General features: G+C 47.7%; 14 protein-coding genes. 4 read left to right on the forward strand and 10 right to left on the reverse strand.

What is annotated here, in order from left to right:
• Positions 1 to 22: 22 nt before the first annotated feature.
• Entirely contained in the window at positions 23 to 661 is a 639-nt protein-coding gene (locus tag R3P39_RS10600) for a hypothetical protein (protein WP_336567411.1), read from the reverse strand.
• Positions 662 to 752: 91 nt separating this feature from the next.
• The gene (locus R3P39_RS10605) at positions 753 to 1223 is read right to left on the reverse strand and encodes a DUF2947 domain-containing protein (protein WP_336567412.1); all 471 of its coding nucleotides are present in this window, start codon (positions 1221 to 1223) and stop codon (positions 753 to 755) included.
• 91 nt (positions 1224 to 1314) lie between these two features.
• Between R3P39_RS10605 and R3P39_RS10610 the strand changes: the two genes are divergently transcribed.
• Genes R3P39_RS10610 through R3P39_RS10620 form a run of 3 tightly spaced genes read left to right on the forward strand, consistent with a single transcriptional unit; the run spans position 1315 to position 3617 of the window.
• Complete coding sequence (locus tag R3P39_RS10610) at positions 1315 to 1593, forward strand: DUF1653 domain-containing protein (protein WP_336567413.1); 279 nt, start codon at positions 1315 to 1317, stop codon at positions 1591 to 1593.
• Between the two features lie 4 nt (positions 1594 to 1597).
• Positions 1598 to 2431, forward strand: a complete 834-nt coding sequence (locus R3P39_RS10615; protein ID WP_336567414.1) for an AAA family ATPase — start codon at positions 1598 to 1600, stop codon at positions 2429 to 2431.
• A 1-nt stretch (position 2432) separates the two neighbouring features.
• Positions 2433 to 3617, forward strand: coding sequence for a vWA domain-containing protein (locus tag R3P39_RS10620; RefSeq protein WP_336567415.1), 1185 nt, complete (start codon positions 2433 to 2435; stop codon positions 3615 to 3617).
• Between the two features lie 43 nt (positions 3618 to 3660).
• On the opposite strand, the gene R3P39_RS10625 is transcribed toward R3P39_RS10620, so the two are convergent.
• Both R3P39_RS10625 and acs read right to left on the reverse strand, forming a co-directional pair.
• Positions 3661 to 4317: a response regulator transcription factor gene (locus R3P39_RS10625; RefSeq protein WP_336567416.1), complete on the reverse strand. Its 657-nt coding sequence runs from the start codon at positions 4315 to 4317 to the stop codon at positions 3661 to 3663.
• 86 nt (positions 4318 to 4403) lie between these two features.
• The gene (gene acs, locus R3P39_RS10630; protein WP_336567417.1) at positions 4404 to 6344 is read right to left on the reverse strand and encodes an acetate--CoA ligase; all 1941 of its coding nucleotides are present in this window, start codon (positions 6342 to 6344) and stop codon (positions 4404 to 4406) included.
• A gap of 342 nt (positions 6345 to 6686) precedes the next feature.
• On the opposite strand from acs, the gene R3P39_RS10635 reads away from it, so the two are divergent.
• Entirely contained in the window at positions 6687 to 7847 is a 1161-nt protein-coding gene (locus R3P39_RS10635) for a DcaP family trimeric outer membrane transporter (RefSeq protein ID WP_336567418.1), read from the forward strand.
• A 597-nt stretch (positions 7848 to 8444) separates the two neighbouring features.
• Here R3P39_RS10635 and hflC read toward each other — a convergent pair.
• The 6 genes from hflC to mutL all read right to left on the reverse strand — a co-directional run bounded on the left by hflC (position 8445) and on the right by mutL (position 15104).
• Positions 8445 to 9323 (reverse strand): protease modulator HflC, encoded by an 879-nt coding sequence (gene hflC, locus R3P39_RS10640; protein ID WP_336567419.1) that lies wholly within the window; start codon positions 9321 to 9323, stop codon positions 8445 to 8447.
• A 5-nt stretch (positions 9324 to 9328) separates the two neighbouring features.
• Positions 9329 to 10507: an FtsH protease activity modulator HflK gene (gene hflK, locus R3P39_RS10645; protein WP_336567420.1), complete on the reverse strand. Its 1179-nt coding sequence runs from the start codon at positions 10505 to 10507 to the stop codon at positions 9329 to 9331.
• A 99-nt stretch (positions 10508 to 10606) separates the two neighbouring features.
• A complete protein-coding gene (hflX, locus tag R3P39_RS10650; protein ID WP_336567421.1) occupies positions 10607 to 11890 on the reverse strand; it encodes a ribosome rescue GTPase HflX in 1284 nt (427 codons plus the stop codon).
• Between the two features lie 25 nt (positions 11891 to 11915).
• Entirely contained in the window at positions 11916 to 12179 is a 264-nt protein-coding gene (gene hfq / locus R3P39_RS10655; RefSeq protein WP_336567422.1) for an RNA chaperone Hfq, read from the reverse strand.
• Positions 12180 to 12254: 75 nt separating this feature from the next.
• Complete coding sequence (gene miaA / locus R3P39_RS10660; RefSeq protein ID WP_336569292.1) at positions 12255 to 13145, reverse strand: tRNA (adenosine(37)-N6)-dimethylallyltransferase MiaA; 891 nt, start codon at positions 13143 to 13145, stop codon at positions 12255 to 12257.
• A gap of 105 nt (positions 13146 to 13250) precedes the next feature.
• Entirely contained in the window at positions 13251 to 15104 is a 1854-nt protein-coding gene (mutL, locus tag R3P39_RS10665) for a DNA mismatch repair endonuclease MutL (RefSeq protein ID WP_336567423.1), read from the reverse strand.
• Between the last annotated feature and the right edge of the window lies 1 nt (position 15105).

Consider the following 15105-nt stretch of genomic DNA (forward strand, 5'->3'; position numbering starts at 1 on the left):
TGTAATCCAAACTTCTTGTCTATTAAGTGATGCCAGCAGAGCGGCTTAACTTTGTTTTTTGTACTTGTCGCCAGTTAATTGCACTGGCTAACAGCATTTCTCTCAGTGCCAAGCGCCGCGGTGGTGCTGCTTTAGCATAATGCCAAGTATGGCCACAGCAGGCTGCAACCATCAGTGGCTTGGCTGGCTTCAGCAAGGTCACTTTGCCCTTACCCTCACTGCCACAAGGCTCACCATTGGCATAAAACCAACCATACTGGTTGCAATGCACCTCACCGCTTCCTCGCAGTTGGTCAATGGTATCGAGTCTCACCGAGGTGTTATCATACTGGCTCAGTAATATAGGAACAACCAGCCCCACCTCAGCACGCTGACTAAAAAAGTCTTGGTTTGCTTGCAAGTTGGGCTGTGGTTGCGCTTTTTGTTTTGCTAACCAGCAGCCATTAAAGCCATCGAGCTCAAGCGGCACCTCACCTTGTACGATATGAGTCGCGGCACGCTCGACATAATAAGGCAAACTCTTTAATCGCCGCTGAAGCTGTTGTTGATCACTGAGCTGTGCAAGTTGCGGCAATTCCCGTGCATAGAACACGTTGACTAATTCAGCAAACAGCAATCGTGACGCTTGGTCATGCCAGATTGTATTTTGTTGCTGTTGCAAAACGCCTCCTTTAAGGAAGTCTTTAGCGACTTTCCTCCCTTTATACACCACAGCGGCAGCAATGCAAAATGCAGCTCAGGTCACTGGACGGTTAAGGCCTGCTCCCCAAGCGAGCTTCCCCCTCGGGCATAAATTGTACAACTGAATGGCGCTTTTTGCCTATTAAAAAGCTACCATCGGTGAGAAACATAAAGTTTTTCCAATTGCGTTTAAACACATCAAAGCGGGTTTCAAGCACCTCCTGCCGTGACAAGCAGAAGTAAACCGTGGTGTTATCTTGCCAATCCAAAAATTCAGCAATCGCCTCTGGAAACTCCTCACCGGCTTCCCAGGGTTGCTCCCAGCTTAAGGAGTCTTGCCAACTGCCCGTCTGACCGACCCAATCATTGCTATCAAAAAAGTCTGGATGGTCTTTTTCATTACTGATCATGGTGCTCCATAACACCGCTGAACGCTGAGGGGTCATGGGCTTTATCAAGGCTAAGTCAGGCTCTGCAACGGGTAAATCTTGGTGCTTAAATACCCACGCTTTTTTATAATCATTTAAGGCAATATAATTCATCTTTCAACACCGAGCTTGTTCATGGCGCAATTGTATCATCTCAACGCGTCATATTCGGCTTTTTATTTTGTTCTATTAAGCGAGCGCAACAATGCAAATCATCCCTGGCATATATCGCCATTATAAAGGCAACGAATACCGTGTTTATGGCTTGGCCAAACACAGCGAGAGCGAAGAAACTTTGGTGCTTTATCAACCCTTGTATGGTGAGCAGGGTTTGTGGGTCAGACCGCTGAGTATGTTTGTAGAAAACGTCACGGTCGCAGGGCAAACGCAACCGCGCTTTGCATTGCTAGAGCCCGAGCCGGGGTTGGCAGCAAAAAGCGGAATATGGCAAGATGGGGAAAACTCATCTGACCACAAGAAGTAAAAGCATGTTTAAAGGTACTGATCAATACATCGCCACCGCGGCACTGCAACAAGCGGTTAACGCCGCCATCGTGTTAGAAAAACCACTGTTGATTAAAGGTGAGCCGGGGACTGGTAAAACACTACTGGCAGAAGAATTAGCACGCAGTTTAGACACTGAGCTTATCCAATGGCATATCAAGTCAACCACCAAAGCCCAACAAGGCTTGTATGAGTACGATGCGGTGTCACGCTTACGCGATAGCCAACTGGGCGACCCGCGAGTGAATGATGTTAGTAATTACATTATTAAAGGCAAATTGTGGCAAGCGTTTAGCGCCGAAAAGCGCCCGGTACTGCTGATTGACGAAATAGACAAGGCCGATATTGAGTTCCCTAATGACTTACTGTTGGAGCTCGATAAAATGGAATTTCATGTCTATGAAACCAAAGAGCAGGTAAAGGCTAAGGTACGCCCCATCGTCATCATTACCTCCAATAACGAAAAAGAATTACCTGATGCTTTCTTACGCCGCTGTTTTTTCCACTACATCGACTTCCCCAGCAAAGCAGAAATGCAGCAAATTATCGACGTTCACTACCCCGACATTAAGGCCAATTTAGTGCAGCGTGCCTTAGAGAGCTTTTTCCAGCTACGCGAAACCCCTAATTTAAAGAAAAAGCCCAGCACCAGCGAACTGTTAGACTGGTTAAAACTGCTGATGGCAGAAGACATTGACGCCGATACACTACACGATAAGTCCAATCAAGGCGGCTTAATGCCACTGTTTGGCGCGCTACTTAAAAACGAGCAAGACGTCTCTTTAGTAGAAAAGCTCGCCTTTATGAGTCGTCGTTAATATGCTGATAGACTTTGTACTCACCCTCAGACGCTATGGCATCAAAGCGAGCTTGCGGGAGCTGCTAGACTGTTTAGAGGCGCTCGATAAAGAAGTGTGTTTTGCTAACTTAGATGACTTTTACTTTTTAGCCAAAACCATTTTTGTTAAAGACGAAACCTTGTTTGATAAGTTTGACCGCGCCTTTGCCGACTACTTCGAAGGCATCGACTCGGTGGACTTATTCTCTCAGTTGCAACAGCAGCAACTGCCAGCAGATTGGTTACGCAAAGAGTTTGAAAAGTCGCTATCCGAGGAAGAAAAAGCCAAGCTCAAGTCTATGGGCGGCTTAGATAAATTAATCGAAACCCTAAAAGAACGTTTGGCTGAGCAGCAAAAACGCCATGCGGGGGGTAATAAGTGGGTTGGTACTGGCGGCACTTCGCCGTTTGGTGCCTACGGCTATAACCCTGAGGGGATCCGCATAGGCCAAGATGGCAGTCGACATCGCCGCGCAGTAAAGGTGTGGGATAAACGCCAGTACCGCAACTTAGACGCCAATACTGATATCAGTAGTCGCAATATTAAACTGGCACTCAAACAGCTACGTAAGTTTGCCCGCAGTGGCGCCAGCGATCAGCTCGACCTCAACGAAACCATTCGTGCTACCGCCCGCCAAGGGGGCATGCTCGATGTCAAAATGGCACCAGAGCGCCACAACTCGGTGAAAGTGTTAATGCTGTTCGATATTGGCGGCTCCATGGACGACCATATTGAGCTGTGTGAGCAACTGTTTAGTGCCGCCCATAGCGAGTTTAAGCACTTAGAGTTCTTTTATTTTCATAACTGTGTGTATGAACACGTGTGGCAAGACAACAACCGCCGCGACAGTGAGCTACTTGATACCTATCAGCTCATTAATCGCTATGGCTCGGATTATCGCTTAATCTTTGTTGGCGATGCCACCATGGGGCCATACGAAATCACCTACCCCGGCGGCAGTGTTGAGCACTGGAATGAAGAAGCCGGTGCCGCTTGGCTGCAACGCTTAACCAATCACTTTGAAAAAGTCGCTTGGTTAAATCCGCAGCCACAAAGCCATTGGCCTTATTATTATTCTATAGGTTTAATCGATGAGCTGATGGCAAAACGCATGTATCCACTGACGGTGGAAGGGCTTAGTCAGGCGTTTAAGGCACTAAGCTAGTTTCACGCTTTCTTACTTTGGGTAAGAAAGCGCACCGCTTAGCTTAATTATCTTGTGCTTCGATGGGTTCTAGTTGTAGTTTTGAAGCAATAAGTACCGCTTGAGTACGGTTATAGACCCCAAGCTTTCTGAAAATGGCGGTAATATGTGCTTTTACCGTGGCTTCCGAAATATTGAGCTCGTAGGCTATCTGTTTATTTAGCAAGCCTTCATGAAGATACTGCAACACCTTGTATTGCTGTGGCGTCAATGAAGCCACCTGCTGGGCCAGCTCTTTGTCATCGCTTTCAAGTTCAGCCACTTTATCTTTCATGCCTTCCGGTAACCAGGTATCCCCTTCTAGCACTTGCTCAATGGCTTCGGTGATTTGCTCTACTGAGGCGGCTTTGGGAATAAAGCCCATGGCACCATAGCCCATCACTTTGGAAATAATGGCGAGGTCTTCGCTACCCGATACCACCACAACAGGGAGACTAGGATGATCCTCACGGATCCGAATAAGCCCATACAAATCGCCATTACCTGGCATATGTAAATCGAGCAGCAGTAAGTCTAAATCTTCTTGTTGTTGTAAGACCGAGAGCGTAGTGTCAAAGTTTTCAGATTCGAACACCTCTAACGCCTCGAATTGCGCTTTTAGTGCTCCTTTTAGCGCCTCTCGAAACAGCGGGTGATCATCCGCGATTAAAAACTGATACATGCTATGCTCCTAAAAAATCGGCTGTTATCACAGAGATAACAGCCGTTATAGTATGTTTATATTAGAGCACAATTCAAGTTATTGAGTTAACGATTCAATCTATTTTCGATCAACTCGTCAACCACACTCGGATCGGCTAGTGTTGAAGTGTCGCCCAACTGTTGGTACTCGTTGGCGGCAATTTTGCGTAAAATGCGACGCATGATTTTGCCAGAGCGGGTTTTTGGCAGCCCAGGCGACCACTGGATCATGTCGGGCGTGGCAATGGGGCTGAGCTCTTTACGCACCCAGTTTCTTACCTCTTTGGTAAGCTCATCACTGACACTAACGCCCTCGTTTGGCGTGATATAAACATAAATGCCTTGGCCTTTAATATCGTGGGGAAAACCCACTACAGCGGCTTCTGCCACGGCTTCATGGGCCACCAAGGCACTTTCGATTTCAGCGGTACCGAGACGGTGCCCAGAAACATTGAGTACATCATCCACTCGGCCGGTGATCCAGTAATAGCCGTCTTCATCACGACGACAACCGTCACCGGTAAAGTAAACACCAGGGTAAGCAGAGAAATAAGTTTGTTCAAAGCGCTCATGGTCACCATAGACTGTACGCGCTTGTGATGGCCAGCTGTCTAAGATAACCAAGTTACCATCGACCGCGCCCTCTAGGTTGTTACCCTCAGCATCAAATAATGCCGGTGCAATACCAAAGAAAGGACGAGTTGCTGAGCCTGGCTTCAAGGCGGTTGCCCCCGGTAATGGCGTGATCATGATGCCACCGGTTTCGGTTTGCCACCAAGTATCCACGATTGGGCAGTTACTGTTACCTATTTGCTCATAATACCAAGACCAGGCTTCTGGGTTGATAGGCTCACCCACAGAGCCCAAAATACGTAAGCTATCGCGCTTAGAGGTGGCGGTTGGCTCATCGCCTTTGGCCATCAGCGCACGAATGGCAGTGGGAGCCGTGTATAAAATGGTAACATTATGCTTATCTACGATTTCACCAATGCGGCCGGCACCTGGATAGGTTGGCACCCCTTCAAAAATAACCTGAGTACAGCCGTTAACCAGTGGACCATAAGCAATGTAGCTGTGACCGGTGATCCAGCCAACATCGGCGCTACACCAATAGACGTCGTCCTCTTGTAGGTCAAACACGTACTCATGAGTCATGGAAGTATAAACTAAGTAGCCGCCGGTGCTGTGTACTACCCCTTTAGGCTGACCCGTTGACCCTGATGTATAAAGAATAAATAGCGGGTCTTCGGCGTTCATCATTTCTGGCTCGCACTCTGGCGCTTGATCAGCCACCAAGTCGTGCCACCAAACATCGTGACTGTTCCATTCCACTTCACCACCGGTAAGCTGGTGTACCACCACGTGCTCAATAGTCGTCACGCCCGACTGTGATACCGCTTCATCCACATTGGCTTTAAGTGGCACACAATTACCACCGCGGCGCCCTTCATCTGAGGTGATCACCACTTTGGCACCAGAGTCTTTGATGCGGTCAGCAATGGCCGAGGGCGAGAAACCGCCAAACACCACTGAGTGCACCGCACCAATACGGGCACACGCTTGCATGGCATAAATCGCTTGCGGTGTCATCGGCATATAAATAGCCACTCTGTCGCCCTTCTCGACCCCTAGCTTTTTCAAGCCATTAGCGAATTTCGCTACTTCGTCGTGCAACTGTTGATAGCTAATGTGCTCGCTCTGCTCTGGGTTGTCGCCTTCCCAAATCAATGCAGTTTTGTTGGCGTTTTTTTCTAAGTGTCTGTCAATACAGTTATAAGAGGCATTCAAGACACCGTCTTCAAACCACTTGATACTAATGTGGCCTTTATCAAACGAGGTGTTTTTAACTTTGCTGTAAGGCTTAAACCAATCTAGACGTTGACCGTGCTCTTGCCAAAACGCGGCGGGGTCATCAACTGACTTTTTATATAGTTTTTGATATTGCTCGTCATTGATAAGTGCTGCGTTCTTGATGTTATCAGGAACGGGGTAAATGCTCTGTGACATAGTCATCTCCATAATATTTTGAAGCCTAGTCTCAACCGTTATTACTAGACACGCTTAACTTAAGGATCACTCACACTCGCACGATTAAGTATTAGACCTTAGTTGTAGTGGTTAAAGTCTGGTGCGTTTTTCAGACACCAGCTAGCTGGTTCTAAATTAATACATGCCCCCTGTCACTGCAACTTCTCGACTCGCACGCGGCATCTTCCACCTTAGTCTAATAGACCAATAGGTAATTGAGTAAAAACCAACCATCAACAACAGTTAGGGGGATTTAACTGAATTGCGCTGCTGCATGGGTAAGATGTTAGCTCTCGCCGCACAGCCACAGAGGAACTAGATATGACAACGAACAAAATTAATAAGAAGCTGCTCGCAGTTGCTATAAGTAGTTTGTGTGCTCTACCTGCCGCGGCAGCAGAGATAGGTGATACCAGCGTTAACTACGGTGGTTATGTCAAACTAGATGGCATTTGGAGTGACTTCTCTGACGGTGCTCTTGGGTCTCAGCATATTGGCCGCGACTTTTATGTGCCTGGAACCACCCCAGTGGGCACCAATAGCGACAGCGATGCCGTGTTTGACATGCATGCCCGCCAATCTCGCTTTAACCTAGCCACCGCAACCAAGCTAGACGATGGCAGCAGCATCAAAACTAAAATTGAACTGGACTTTATTGCTTCAACCGGCGGTAATGAGCGAGTGACTAACTCCTATTCGCCACGTATTCGCCAGGCGTTTGTGACCTATAAGGGTTGGCTATTTGGTCAAGCTTGGTCAAACTTTCAAAACGTCAGTGCCCTGCCTGAAACCCTCGACTTCGTAGGCCCCGCTGAAGGCACAGTGTTTGCTCGCCAAGCCATGGTAAAATACACCACTGGAAACTGGTCTTTCTCAGCAGAAAACCCTGAGAGCACCGTGACCACCGCAAACAGTGGCCGCGTAGTAACCGATGATGCCAGCATGCCGGATTTCACTGCCCGCTACACCATGAAAGCGGATTGGGGTCATATTGCGGTTGCCGCTTTAGCGCGGCAAGTTACCTATAAAGTTGGCGGCGCCGATGAGTCAGAAAGCTCACTGGGCATAAGCGCCTCGGGTCGGGTTAACTTTGGCAAAAACAACCTCAAGTTTATGCTGACGCAAGGTCAAGGTTTAGGCCGTTATGTTGGTCTGAATGTCGCCAATGGCGCCGTGTATGATGGCAACTCACTGCATGCCATTGATTCCACCTCAGGTTTTGTTGCTTATCAACACCACTGGACTGAGCAGCTACGCTCGACCTTCTTATATTCTTTCTTTAGTGCCGACAACGAGGCCGATTTACTAAGTATCACTGGCGACCCAACAGAGTCGAGCATGAGCTACAGTGCTAACCTTCTTTATTCACCTGTGAAGAAGCTTACCTTTGGCGCGGAATACAAAGTGGGTACTCGAGAAACTGAAAGTGGCCTAGAAGGTGACTTAGACAGGCTACAGCTCTCGGTGAAATACGTATTTTAAGCTAATTGGATAACAGACGTTCACTTCCTAACTGCGGCCCTTGGGCCGCTTTTTTATGCTCGATTGAGAGTAATACTACTGCTGGCCTGGCGTTAAATGGGCTGGTACCTTAACGCGCTTTGCCAATCACTGAGTTCTCTTTTCATCATGATATTCACTATTGGGTTTTAGCAATTCACATTAATCCTTCCGCAGTTTGAGCGAGTAAGCTTTCCGCGAAGCTAGCTATGTTAAAGGTTTCTTATTTAGACCAAAGCGATTGAGAGGTTTTTATCTTGCCTGGATAGGTGCCGGTAAGCTTAGTGATTGCAGAACGTAGGAGCGGTGTTATCGGCATAGTTCTCTTGCCTCTAATACCAATTCGCTTAATTAAGTGGTCTATTTGAGGCGAGATAATTCTGGCGATAGCAAGGCGAAAATTTTGCTATTTAGTTGTTCTAAATGAGAAATTTTTAACGCAGTTAGCGTCGAATTTGCTCCCTCAAATTGAGCAAGTATTAATGCGGATTGGTATAGCGAGCCACTTAATAAAGCAAATTGCCATAAAAAAACCCTGCCGCTGGCAGGGTTTTGCAAACTAACCAATATTAAAACACGTTATCTGGCGTTGGCGTTCTTCATGTAATCAAAGAACTTGCTATCCGGTGATAGCACCATAACGTCGTTTTTGTTTTTAAAGGTCTTTTTATACGCCTCTAAAGAACGTACAAAGCTAAAGAACTCAGGGTCTTTATTGTATGCTTCGGCGTAGATATTCGCCGCAGTGGCATCACCTTGACCACGCACTGCACGGGCATTACGCTCGGCATCGGCCAACATAACCGTGACACGTCTATCCACTTCCGCGCGGATTTTCTCGGCTTTTTCTTGACCCTCAGAACGGTGCTCTTTCGCTACCGCCTGACGCTCAGCACGCATACGTTGGAAAATTGAGTTACTGACTTCGTTTGGCAGGTTAATCTGCTTAACACGAACATCAAGTACCTCAATACCCAGCTCTGTGGCACTTTCAGAAGCTTGCACTAGCGCTTCTTCCATCAGCTCACTACGCTCACCAGAAACAATTTCTTTAATGGTGCGCGAACCAAAGTTAGTTCTTAGGCCGTTATTCACTTTCTGCTTTAGTAGCGTCTCAGCGTATTGCTTGTCACCACGAGCACGCAGGTAGAACGCACTGAAATCGTTTACTCGCCACTTCACGTAGGAGTCCACGATCAAGTCTTTTTTCTCGCTGGTAACGAAACGGTCAGGCTGGCCATCAAGCGTTTGAATACGGGCATCGATTTTACGTACCTGACTGAAAAATGGCACTTTAAAATGCAATCCCGGCGCGTAAACAACAGCATCGCCGTTGCTGTCTTTTTGCACCTTACTAAAGAGCAATACAATCGCGCGCTGCCCTTCGTTAACCACAAATACCGATGAGAAAGACATAAGCACGGCAGCTAATAATAGAATAATACTAAAATTCTTCATTTCGATTATCTCCCGTTACCAAATCTATCGCGATTAAAGCGGTCGTTACCAGAATTTACCGAGCTGTTTTGCTGCTGGTTATTCTGGATAGAACGGCGCAGCTGTTCAATGTCGTTTTGACTTGGCAAACGCACTGGCGATGAGCTGCTCACACCTTGTGACTGCATGATTTTATCCAGTGGCAGATACATCATGTTATTGCCACCATCAACGTCAATGAGCACTTTTGTGCTCTCACCTAAAATTTGCTCCATGGCATCAATGTATAAACGCTCACGGGTGACTTCCTTAGCCATTTGATATTCTGGAAGTAGCTTTTCAAAACGTTCCACCTCACCGCGCGCTTCAAGAATAATACGTTCTTGATAACCCTCTGCTTCTTGAGTCATACGAGTCACCTGACCACGGGCACGTGGTTCGATTTCTCTGGCGTATGCTTCCGCTTCACGAATGAAACGCTCTTCATCCTCTTGCGCAGCAATGGCGTCATCAAAGGCGTCTTTTACTTCCGCCGGTGGACGAGAATCTTTAAAGTTGACGTCAGTAACGATCAGACCAAGATTGTAAGGCTCAATAATGTCATTAAGCTCATCCCAAGTACGCTGACGAACGACTTCACGACCCGTAGTGAGCACTTCGTCCATCCGCGAGTGACCTACTACATAACGCAAGGCGCTATCAAGTGCTTGCTGCAAACTGTGATCTGCATCGGTAACACTGAAGCGATACAGCCTTGGGTCGATAACACGATATTGCACTTCAAACTCTACGCTGACCACGTTCTCATCTTCAGTAAGCATAAAGCCCGACGCCGATAGCGAACGCACTGCCTCAATATCCACCGGGATCACCCGCTCAATAAAGGTGGCTTTCCAACGCAAGCCTGGCTCAGCAATGCGGTCAAACTCACCAAACTGCAACACAATGCCACGCTCGGCTTCTTTCACCGTGTAAATACCACTTAGCGCCCAGACAATGGCTGCAATGATAAGCACAAACAAAATGCCGGTACTGCCTAGTCCGCCATTACCGCCTTTGCCTGGTTTACCACCAAAAATACCACCAAACTTGTTGCCAAATTTACGGAATACTTCGTCTAGATCAGGTGGGCCCTGGTCCCGCCCTCCGCGGTTCTTCCACGGATCTTTATCGTTGCCATTATTACCCGGCTCGTTCCAGGCCATAGCTATACTCCATTGTTATTAAAATGAATTAGGTTAAATCTAACAAAATTCGAGCGACTCTCATACAAAAATACGTGTTAAATTTACGTTTTTTCGCCCTTAAACACAAAACTCTTCAAGGTTTTGGCCAAATTCTTTCTTCAGCTTTTCCCACTCAATTTGTGGCACTCTTACTGCAGCAAGCCAATTACCTTGTTCGTCATAGCCCTTTTCCTCTACGGCATTGAGCTCAAACAATGCTGCACGCAAGCGGCCAAACTGCGGCGGCAAAGCGATATCGGCGGTAAAAATAGACTTTGCTAGTAAGTCTTTCATTGCCTCGAATAGCGCGTCTATGCCCTCTCCTGAGTGGGCACTTAACCAAACTCGGATCGGTCTGCCTTCATCGTCTCTATCTATTCTAGGCGCAACATCGTCCATTAGATCAATTTTGTTGTACACCAACAATTGTGGGATCTCACTGGCCTCGATTTCTTCTAACACCGACTGCACTTGCTCGATGTTTTCTTTGCGTCTGGCATCGGCTACGTCCACCACATGAAGCTGTAAATCTGCTTCTCGGGTTTCGGTTAAGGTGGCCTTAAACGCCGCCACTAAATCGTGCGGCAAGTGACGAATAAAGCCCACGGTATCCGCCAAAATAACTGGGCCAACGTCATCCACCTCAAGCTTTCTCAAAGTAGGGTCGAGCGTCGCAAACAGCTGATCGGCAGCATACACTTCGGCATCGGTGATTTTATTAAACAGCGTTGATTTACCCGCATTGGTGTAACCGACTAAGGAAACCGTGGGTATTTCATTGCGGCTTCTTGCCCGGCGCCCTTGCTCACGCACCACGCCGACTTTCTCTAAACGCTTGCGAATACTTTTAATACGTTCACGGAGCAAGCGGCGGTCAGTTTCCAGCTGCGTTTCACCTGGGCCGCGCAGGCCAATACCGCCTTTTTGCCGCTCAAGGTGCGTCCAGCCGCGGATCAAACGCGTGGAAATATGGCGTAACTGTGCCAGCTCAACTTGTAACTTACCCTCGTGGGTTCGCGCGCGCTGGGCAAAAATATCTAAGATCAGAGTTGTCCTATCTAACACTCTGCACTTACAAACGCGTTCAATATTGCGCTCTTGTGAGGGACTGAGTTGGTGGTTAAATATGATGACATCTGCATTGTGGGTTTTGACAGTCTCAGCAATCTCTTCAGCTTTACCCGTTCCGACAAACAACTTCGGATGTGGTGCCTGACGGCTGCCTTGCACAACCGCCACACTACTAACACCAGCAGAAGAAACTAGCATTTCCAACTCGCGCAGATCTTCGCGATCGCCTTCGTGAGGAAATTCTATATGAACCAAGACTGCCTGTTCGCCGGCTTCATAACGGTCAAACAAGCATTAAGCTCCTAATGTTCTCTGATTAATAATTGCCTTCATCACCTTGATCACCAGCGTCACTCCCCGTTGCATTTTGGAAGTTAACTGCACGTGCTGGTACCACAGTGGAGATGGCGTGTTTATACACCATTTGATTTACGGTGTTTTCAAGCAAAATTACAAACTGGTCAAATGACTGAATTTTGCCTTGCAATTTAATGCCGTTCACTAAAAAAATAGAAACAGGAATGCGTTCACGACGCAAGACATTCAAAAATGGGTCTTGTAAAGATTGGCCTTTTGCCATTTTTTTATCCTTCGTTTTAGGTGTTATTATGTCAGGTCGTTGTTTAATTCAGAACATACTGATTAACAACTACTATTAGCTTAGCGAAGTTAGAACACGTTGCAAGTTTTCTTGGTCATCGGTGTCAAGCCAAGTAACATCTTGCCACCCTCTTAGCCAAGTTAACTGCCGCTTCGCCAGTTGCCTCGTGGCTGCAATGCCTTTAAAGACCATTTCATCATAGTCGCATTCTCCAGCCAAATACTCCCACATTTGCCGATACCCAACACAACGAATAGAGGGCAAGTCTGGGTGTAAATCTTGTCGTTGATATAAGGCCAAAACTTCGTTTTTAAAGCCTTGATCCAACATTATTTTAAATCTTTTCTCAATACGTTCATGTAAGACTTTTCGGTCACTCGGCGCAATGGCAAATTGGTGGAATTGATAGGGCAATGCCGCCTGCTTGCGTTGTTGTAGCGCCGTCATGGTTTCGCCACTAATACGATACACTTCTAATGCGCGATTGATCCGCTGTGAATCATTTTCGCTAATTTTTGCTGCCGCTTCCGGGTCGATGCTCGCTAACTGGCGATGCAGTGCTGGCCAGCCGTGCTGCAAAGCTTCGCTTTCTAATTGCTTTCTTACCTCAGCATCTGCCTCTGGTAAAGGCGATAGGCCCTCAATAAGTCCTTTGAAATACATCATGGTGCCGCCCACTAGGATGGGCACTTTACCTTGCTGATGAAAGCGGTCGATTAATGTAATGGCATCGGCACGAAAGTCGGCCACGGAATAGCTTTGCGCCGGGTCAATAATGTCAATTAGATGATGAGGCGCCTGTGCTTGCTCTGCTAGACTCGGTTTTGCAGTGCCAATATCCATGCCCTTATACACCAAGGCCGAGTCTACGCTGATGATCTCGGTCTTCAGGGCCTGACATAGCTCAATGGCTAAGGCGGTCTTTCCTGCCGCGGTGGGCCCCATAATGGTAATAACGGGTAACTGATTCACTTCTAACCTTTTTGCTGACGACACCAAAGGGACATTATAGCTGATAGTCACCTGTAATTAATACCTAAATTCGGGGATTTACTGCGCGACTAACCAGGCAACAAGCTCATCGGTGACCACTTCTTTGCCATTATCAATAATCGCAGCAACGCTTTGTGGCTGCTGTAACAGCTTGTGGTGTACTTGCTCAAAGTGTTGACTAGCAAAATAGCTCGCCGGGGTATGCTGCTCCAGCCACTGTAACCATTCAGCAACCGAAGGCTCAGCACTAAAGTCTAGTACCGCACTGATAAGCTCACTAACATCGACGCTGTATAACGACACCGGTAACTTTTTAACTAACACATGGCCATCAAATAGCTCAATATCAAAGCCAACGATTGCCAGCCAGGTTTGTGCCTGATTAAGTTCAGTTAACGCCTGCTTATCGAGTTTTACTCGCACTGGCAGCAACAAGGCTTTCCCTTGCAAGGTGCCATCTTGTTCAATTTGTTGTTGCCAAAGTGGCCGCAAACCGTGTTTGCAATCGCCCAGTAATAAACCCTGTTGTTGCTTTAACAATACTTTGCCTTGGCTCAATAGTATCCATTCGGCAGGCCGTGGTTGTTCTGTAATCGGCGGCTCTGGCAGCGCCACAGGTTGCGGCTCAGCCACTTTATCAAAGTGTGACATTTGCTGATGTGACAGACCTTGATAAAGCTGATTCACGTTTACTTGTTTTTTGCCACTGCTGGGGCTGGCAGCGGCGCGGTGATAACCACCGTCAGAAGTTGGCGAGCCAGCACTGCTTTTCGGCGCACCACTGCCGCTGGACTCTTCATAACTGGGCTGTAAACTGGAACGATAACTTTGATGGTCGTGTTGAGGCAATAGCTCAGCAGCCAGCTCATGGCCAGAGAAGCTCTGATTAGGCAGAGCAGCTTGGTCATCGTCGCCACTTAAGTCGAGCTCGTTGGCGGCCACCTGCTTGATGGCTTGGACAATAAAATCATGTACCAAACGTGCCTGATGAAAACGCACTTCATGTTTGGCAGGATGGACATTGACGTCGACTTGGCGCGGGTCTAGCTCCAGATAAATCACAAACCCTGGCAATTCCTCGTGCCCGGTCGACTCCTCAAACGCTTGACGAATGGCGTGCAAAATCAACTTGTCGCGCATCATGCGGCCATTCACGTAAGTGTATTGGGTGCTATTGCTGGTACCAGCGGGCAACACCCAGCCAAACAACTTTAAGCCATCATGGCCCGATTCAACATAGCTGGCTTGGCGTGAGAATACCTTACCACCCACCTGTGCCACGCGTTCTACGCCCTGCTCAAAGCGTCGTGGTCGATATTGTCGCACCACTTTTTGATTGTGGGTAAGGGTAATAGCGATATCAAAGCGGCTCAAAGCAATGCGTTTTACCAGCTCGTCGATATGACTAAACTCGGTTTTTTCGGTGCGCAAGAATTTCCGTCTTGCTGGGGTATTGAAAAACAAGTCTTTAACTTCGATGGTGGTGCCATCTGGGTGGGCCGTAGGCTGGATCTGCACTTCCATATCGCGGCCTTCGGCAAACGCCTGCCAGGCGGTTTCTTGCTGCGGCGGTTTTGAGCTTAGCGTTAGTCTTGAGACCGAGCTAATTGACGCCAACGCTTCCCCACGAAACCCTAATGAGGCAATGCACTCCAAGTCATCGAGGCTTTTTAATTTACTGGTAGCATGACGAGAAAGAGCCAGCATTAACTCTTCTTTGACAATGCCTTTGCCGTTATCGCGAATGCGGATCAGCTTATGACCGCCACGTTCAATGTCGATGTGAATGCGATTGGCGCCAGCATCAATGCTGTTCTCCACCAGCTCTTTGACCACCGAAGCTGGCCGTTCTACCACCTCGCCGGCGGCTATTTGGTTTGCCAGCCGCGCTGGTAACACTGCTATAGTCATA

The sequence above is a fragment of the Pseudoalteromonas sp. UG3-2 genome (genome assembly GCF_037120705.1).
In the GTDB taxonomy this organism is placed as follows: Bacteria; Pseudomonadota; Gammaproteobacteria; order Enterobacterales; family Alteromonadaceae; genus Pseudoalteromonas.

Coding starts and splice junctions, on each gene's coding strand:
- hfq (WP_336567422.1), bottom strand. CDS start 12,179: ATGGCAAAAGGCCAATCTTTACAAGACCCATTTTTGAATGTCTTGCGT.
- mutL (WP_336567423.1), bottom strand. CDS start 15,104: ATGACTATAGCAGTGTTACCAGCGCGGCTGGCAAACCAAATAGCCGCC.
- R3P39_RS10625 (WP_336567416.1), bottom strand. CDS start 4,317: ATGTATCAGTTTTTAATCGCGGATGATCACCCGCTGTTTCGAGAGGCG.
- R3P39_RS10615 (WP_336567414.1), top strand. CDS start 1,598: ATGTTTAAAGGTACTGATCAATACATCGCCACCGCGGCACTGCAACAA.
- R3P39_RS10605 (WP_336567412.1), bottom strand. CDS start 1,223: ATGAATTATATTGCCTTAAATGATTATAAAAAAGCGTGGGTATTTAAG.
- hflK (WP_336567420.1), bottom strand. CDS start 10,507: ATGGCCTGGAACGAGCCGGGTAATAATGGCAACGATAAAGATCCGTGG.
- acs (WP_336567417.1), bottom strand. CDS start 6,344: ATGTCACAGAGCATTTACCCCGTTCCTGATAACATCAAGAACGCAGCA.
- R3P39_RS10610 (WP_336567413.1), top strand. CDS start 1,315: ATGCAAATCATCCCTGGCATATATCGCCATTATAAAGGCAACGAATAC.
- R3P39_RS10635 (WP_336567418.1), top strand. CDS start 6,687: ATGACAACGAACAAAATTAATAAGAAGCTGCTCGCAGTTGCTATAAGT.
- R3P39_RS10620 (WP_336567415.1), top strand. CDS start 2,433: ATGCTGATAGACTTTGTACTCACCCTCAGACGCTATGGCATCAAAGCG.
- miaA (WP_336569292.1), bottom strand. CDS start 13,145: ATGGGGCCCACCGCGGCAGGAAAGACCGCCTTAGCCATTGAGCTATGT.
- hflC (WP_336567419.1), bottom strand. CDS start 9,323: ATGAAGAATTTTAGTATTATTCTATTATTAGCTGCCGTGCTTATGTCT.